Source organism: Vibrio sp. V42_P2S4T144 (assembly GCF_009904715.1).
Classification (GTDB): domain Bacteria; phylum Pseudomonadota; class Gammaproteobacteria; order Enterobacterales; family Vibrionaceae; genus Vibrio; species Vibrio alginolyticus.
On the sequence record NZ_WXWS01000352.1, the window covers coordinates 1 to 5655 of the forward strand.

6 protein-coding genes are annotated in these 5655 nt (G+C 46.8%); 1 reads left to right on the forward strand and 5 read right to left on the reverse strand.

Features of this window, described 5'->3' with window-relative positions:
* The first annotated feature begins 40 nt into the window (after nt 1-40).
* A complete protein-coding gene (locus CAG68_RS12225) occupies nt 41-1051 on the forward strand; it encodes a S1 family peptidase (protein WP_086047599.1) in 1011 nt (336 codons plus the stop codon).
* Between the two features lie 16 nt (nt 1052-1067).
* Here the strand turns inward: CAG68_RS12225 and fliJ are convergent, their stop codons facing one another.
* The 5 genes from fliJ to CAG68_RS12250 all read right to left on the reverse strand — a co-directional run.
* Nucleotides 1068-1508, reverse strand: a complete 441-nt coding sequence (gene fliJ, locus CAG68_RS12230) for a flagellar export protein FliJ (RefSeq protein WP_017820533.1) — start codon at nt 1506-1508, stop codon at nt 1068-1070.
* 24 nt (nt 1509-1532) lie between these two features.
* Nucleotides 1533-2879: a flagellar protein export ATPase FliI gene (fliI, locus tag CAG68_RS12235; RefSeq protein WP_053350026.1), complete on the reverse strand. Its 1347-nt coding sequence runs from the start codon at nt 2877-2879 to the stop codon at nt 1533-1535.
* Nucleotides 2872-3627, reverse strand: coding sequence for a flagellar assembly protein FliH (fliH, locus tag CAG68_RS12240; protein ID WP_005375050.1), 756 nt, complete (start codon nt 3625-3627; stop codon nt 2872-2874). Before fliH ends, fliI begins: the two co-directional genes overlap by 8 nt.
* Before the next feature lie 4 nt (nt 3628-3631).
* Nucleotides 3632-4645 (reverse strand): flagellar motor switch protein FliG, encoded by a 1014-nt coding sequence (locus CAG68_RS12245; protein ID WP_005375048.1) that lies wholly within the window; start codon nt 4643-4645, stop codon nt 3632-3634.
* On the reverse strand, nt 4614-5655 hold a 1042-nt coding region (locus CAG68_RS12250; RefSeq protein ID WP_272926329.1), incomplete at its 5' end, for a flagellar M-ring protein FliF C-terminal domain-containing protein. The genes CAG68_RS12250 and CAG68_RS12245, both read right to left, overlap by 32 nt.

Consider the following 5655-nt stretch of genomic DNA (forward strand, 5'->3'; position numbering starts at 1 on the left):
GTATCAAATATGGCTAAGCGCACTCTGTTTTGCAGTATCTTTGAGTACGACCGCTGAAGTAGAAAATGATAACCGCCTTTCAGAACAAGGGATCTCCACGGCAATTATTGGGGGTCAGCAGGCTACCCAAAACCAACTTCCTTTTTTTGCACGTCTTATTCTACATAAAACTGGCGCTAATCAGTTTGCCAATATTTGTGGGGGAACCATTGTAAACGACCGCTTCATTTTAACTGCGGCTCACTGCGTAGAACCAAGCGTTTTTACTGACGGCTGGACAATCAACGACCTACGAGTGTTAGTCAAAAACCCTACGATGAATGACGTGTTTGTTGAAGAATTCAAAGATGTTCGCTCTATCACGATTCATCCTGATTATGTGCCTAGCGATTTATGGATTAATGACATCGCTGTCCTTGAATTGACTAGACCTATCACCGATAACGTCCAATCCATCACTTTACCGCAAGACTTTGGAGACTACAGCAGCAAGTCAGTTTATCAGATATTCGGTTTAGGTCAGACCTCAACCAATGATGAAAGCCCCCCTAACTATTTACGCTGGGCAGAAGTAAAACCCCTTACCGACACCCAATGCGCTTCGTTGGTAACAGGGTTTAACGCTCAGGAAAGTTTATGTGCGAATGGATTTCCTGAACGAAGCTACACTGGTATCTGTCGTGGTGACTCAGGCGGTCCTCTCACCTATCAAGACAATAATGGCATGTATCAGCAAATTGGCATTGTGAGCTACGGTTCTTCAGTTTGCGAATCCGCTGCGATTCCAAGTGTGTTTACCGAGATTTTGAACTATGCAACATGGATTGAGACCCAAACCAGCTCAGGTGTAAAAACCAGTTATAACGCCCTCTTAGCAAGTTCGGAAGATTATCATAGCGAAGGGGACTCTGGCTTTGAGCCTGTCGATACCAACACATCTGGCTTTGGTAACAACGGCAGCAGTGGCGGCGGTGCTCTCGGATCAGGGTTGATCATGCTTGGAGGCTGGTTTGGTTGGCTAAGACACCGCAGAAATTATTCGCGCTCCTAGTAGCGTCAACAAGACATCATAATATCTTACGCTTAACGCGAGAGTTAATGATGTCTTCAATCATCTTTTGCTCTTTTTTCGCTTTTTCATAGTTCTGCTTAGTACGCCAACGATCAAGCACTTTTTCTAACCCTTGAACGCGTGCGTGCTTGTGTTCTAGCGTTTTCTGTACAGATGCACATTCCGCTTGCATAACGGCTTGCTCTTGCTCGTGGTGACGAAGCATTCTTTGTAGCATTTGGTCAACACGATTAAAGTTCATCAAAGCCGCGCTCGTCAGCGTCGGGCCGGTTCGGGTTGATTGTCCAGCGTGGCCTTTCAACGCCGACAACTGTTCCAATTGCATTGAAAGATGGGAGTGACGCTGACGCATGGCATCAAGTTGTTGACCCACACGGTCACGCTGTTTTTCTTCCATTTGCTGTAACTTGCCTACGGCTTTTAACTTGGATTTCATTTCAGCCTTGTCACTTCCATTTGATTAAGCACTTTGAAAAAGCTGCGCGAGCTCGGTCAAACTGGTTGGGTAATCTACAGACTCGTTGGCAGCTTGTTGTAGATATGCACGCAAATTTGGATACATAGCAACAGATTGATCTAACTCAGGATCTTGTCCTGGTTGATAACCCCCTAATGGCAGTAACTCTTTAACCTGAAGGTAGTTGGAGTACATTTGACGGAAGTTATTCGCAATCGTGCTGTGTGCGTCCTGCGTACAAGTATTCATACAACGGCTAATAGACGCGTTGATATCTATCGCGGGATAATGCCCTTGCTCAGCCAGTTGACGCGATAAAACGACATGCCCATCTAAGATGGCGCGCGCGGAATCCACGACAGGATCTTGTTGGTCGTCCCCTTCTGCCAATACGGTGTAAATTGCCGTTAAGCTACCATGTTGATTTTCACTGTTACCCGCTCGCTCTAAGAGTTGAGGTAACACGCTGAAGACTGAGGGCGGATAACCACGAGAAGCTGGAGGCTCACCGAGCGAAAGAGCGATTTCGCGCTGTGCCATGGCGTATCGGGTTAGAGAGTCCATCAGAAGTAGAACGTCTTTGCCTTGGTCTCGGAAATACTCTGAAACGCGATGACAAAGTAATGTCGCTCTTAACCTCATTAGCGGGGATTCATCAGCAGGAGCCGCGATAATGATCGCTTTCTTGCGCGCTTCTGGGGTTAAGTTTCTCTCAATGAACTCACGTACTTCTCTGCCTCGCTCACCGATAAGCCCGACCACAATTACATCGGCCTCCGTGTTTTTGGTGATCATCCCCATTAACACACTTTTACCGACGCCACTGCCAGCCATCAAACCAATACGTTGGCCTTTGCCTACCGTCAATAGTCCATTAATCGCTCGCACGCCTACGTTGAGTGGTGTATCAACTGGGCGTCGCTTCAGTGGGTTAATCGGTTTTGGTTCAAGTGAAACTCGCTCTCCCCCCTTAAGCGGAGCCCCGTCATCTAACGGCTCACCTAAACCATTCAGTACGCGTCCTAACCACTGAGAGCTTAGCTGCACGGTACTGTCACCATCAAGAGGGATGACTTTTGCACCTGCAAACAGACCGCCTAAACGGCGGATAGGCATGAGGTAAGCAATAGTGTGTTCAAAGCCCACAACTTGCGCTTCGATCATATCGCCTTCCGCGGTTTCTACGAGACAACGCTGCTCAAGCTTAAACCGACACCCTACGGCTTGTAACATTAAGCCGTTTACTTTTATCAATCGCCCTGTTACGCGAGCAACAGGGATTGAATCGAGCGAAGCCAAGGCTTCGCTCAAACGCTCACTTAATAGTTCATGGCTTAGGGTATTACTCATGTTCAGACTCTACCTGTGGAATACTGACTTCATCCAAAAGGTGTTGCTTTACATTGTCCATACAGGCTTCCAAGCGAGAGTCGCAGCTCGCATCCGCTTCTGCGTCATCAGTCACTAGCTGGCAACCACCAATAGGAAGCTCCGTATTAGGGACCAGTTTCCAAGATTGCGGCAAATCAGCATTGATGTGAGTAATGCGCTCTAAATCTTGCGGATTTAAATGCACAGTTACTGTTTCCGCTTTACCAGGCATGGCAGACAATGTCTCGTCCACCAAAGCTAGGATCTGCTGAGGCATTAAAGTGAGCTCGGCACGAATCACTTGCTGAGCTACCTTTTGTACCAGTTCACAAATCATATGGCGTTGTTGCTGTTCTTTTTCATCTTGCCAACGAGAAAGGGCGTGAAAAAGTTCATTGACAGGCTTCGCCGCCTCCAAAAAGCCTTGCTTTCCAGACTGCTCACCGGAAACAAAGCCTTTTTGGAAACCTTCTTTTTGGCCTTCCAACAGACCTTGTTGCTTGCCCTGTTCGATACCTTGGCGTAAGCCTTCCTCATGTCCTTGTTGCAAACCTTGTTGAAAACCTTCTTCAAGTTGCTGTTGGATATCTATTTGAGGTTCTTGCCAGCCTTGGTTATCTAGCCCGAATTCGTCTTCGATAGTCTTAGGTTGCGCTAAAGGCGGAAAACGGTGTAAACGATACCCGCTCGGAGGCAATCGCATAGTACTTGATTTTGTCTCTAGCATGACCTTACTCCACCGTTGGCTCTTCATAGAGAAGCAGCTGAACTTCACCAGATTCATCCAGCTCACGTACCATTTGCATGATGTCTTGACGTGCTTTTTGAACTCGACTTAACGCAACAGCGCCGCGTGCGTCCATGTCATCTTCTAGCGCTTTCACCATACGTTGCGGCATTGAACGCTTAATAGCTTGCTGTAAGGTAATATCGGAACCTTTTAGCGCGACTGCCCACAACTCTAGCGGGATTTGCTGCACCAACATGTCCATGGTTTCTTCGCGTTGTCGGCCAAGAACCATAAAGTCGAACATGTTTTCTTCGATTGCATTAACAACATCTTCATCATGCAACTTCAGCATTTCCATCAATGAACCACGGTCACCTTCAAAGCGGTTAATGATATCTGCAGCTTGCTTAACACCTGATAACGGCGTGCTTTGACTTGCGGATACTTTTTCGATGCAACGCTCAACGAGTTCATGCAAATCAACAGCAACTTGATGATCGATATCTTGCAATTGAGCAATACGGAACAAGATTTCGTCATGGTAATCTTGTGGCAAGTGCTTCAATACCGCTGAAGAGCTGTCTGCTGGCAAATACGCTAGAAAAATTGCTTGCATTTGTGGGTGCTCGTTCACAATGAAACGAGCGAGAGTTTCTGCTTCCACCCACTGTAAGCGCTGCATATTGTTGCGAATTTCATCGCCATATAAGGTATTCAATAACCCTTTTGCCAAATCGTTACCCAATGCTTTACGCAATGTATTAGATAGGTATTCCTTCGAGGCTCCTCGAATACCGCTGTGCTCACGAAAATCTTCAAAGAAAGTTTGAATAACACCACGAGCAGAATCGCTCTTAATGCCATTTAACTTCGCCATTGCACGAGTCACACGCTGGGTTTCATCACGGCTAAAGTGTTGCAAAACCTTCGCTGCGGCATCCTCGCCCATGCCTAATAGCACGAGCGCGGTTTGTTCAACATAACTAAGCGTCTGCTTTGATAGAACTGTGTTCATTGATGTTTACCCATTGTTTCAGTATTTCGGCTACGCGCTCTGGCTCTTCATTAGCAATAAGCTGTAGGTGTTTCAATTGAATTTCTAATGGCGAACCTGCTGGTGGTAGCATGTCGCTGTTTACATCTAAACCTGAAGAGGCTGAGATGCCTTTTTCAGATAGGCGGCGATCAAGTACTTCTTCATGCTCGCGTTCTTCACGCGTTTGCAAGTTTTCGTAGTCAGGTTCTTCCTGAGGCTCAGCAAAATTTAGCTCAGGCACAGGTTTATCAACGCCAGTTAGGTGCATGATTAATGGACGCAGTACGAAGAAGATCATCGCCAAGCCTAACAAGCCACCAATAACGTAGCGTATTGGCTGCTGTACTGTAGGGTCTTGCCACCACGGCAGTGCAGGAGGAGCATCAATTTCGATTGGGGTGAAGTTGAAACTCATTAAACTTAAGCTGTCACCTCGTGTGGCAGAGATACCAACAGCATCCATGATCATGTTTGAGATTTGCTCTTTATCGGCTTCACTCCACGCCACACCATCTGGCGAAGCTTTGGAGTTCAACAGAACCGAGACGCTAAGCTTTTCTATTTGGCCTTGTTGGTATTGAGTACGACGAACACTACTACCTACAGCATATTGACGATTCACTTCAGATCGCGCATTCGTGTTTTGGCTATCGTTCGTTTCCACTTCACCAGATCCTGTCACTGGCGGTTGGTTACTTAGAGAACCAGGAACACCCAACGCAATTTGATCAACCGAGTTGTTATGAATGGTGTGCTCATTACGCACAACCGGCGCGTTATCCAAAATTTCTTGTGTTTCTTCAACTTGGCTAAAATCCAGATCGGCAGCGACTTGTACTCGGAAGTTACTCGGCCCCACAATCGGCGTAAGCATATCTGCTGCGCGTTGGATGATCTGTTTTTCAACACTCTTCTGGTATTCAAGATATTTCGCATTTACTTTACCAGCTTCCGCAGAAGCGACATCCGCACTAAGAAGACGGCCATAC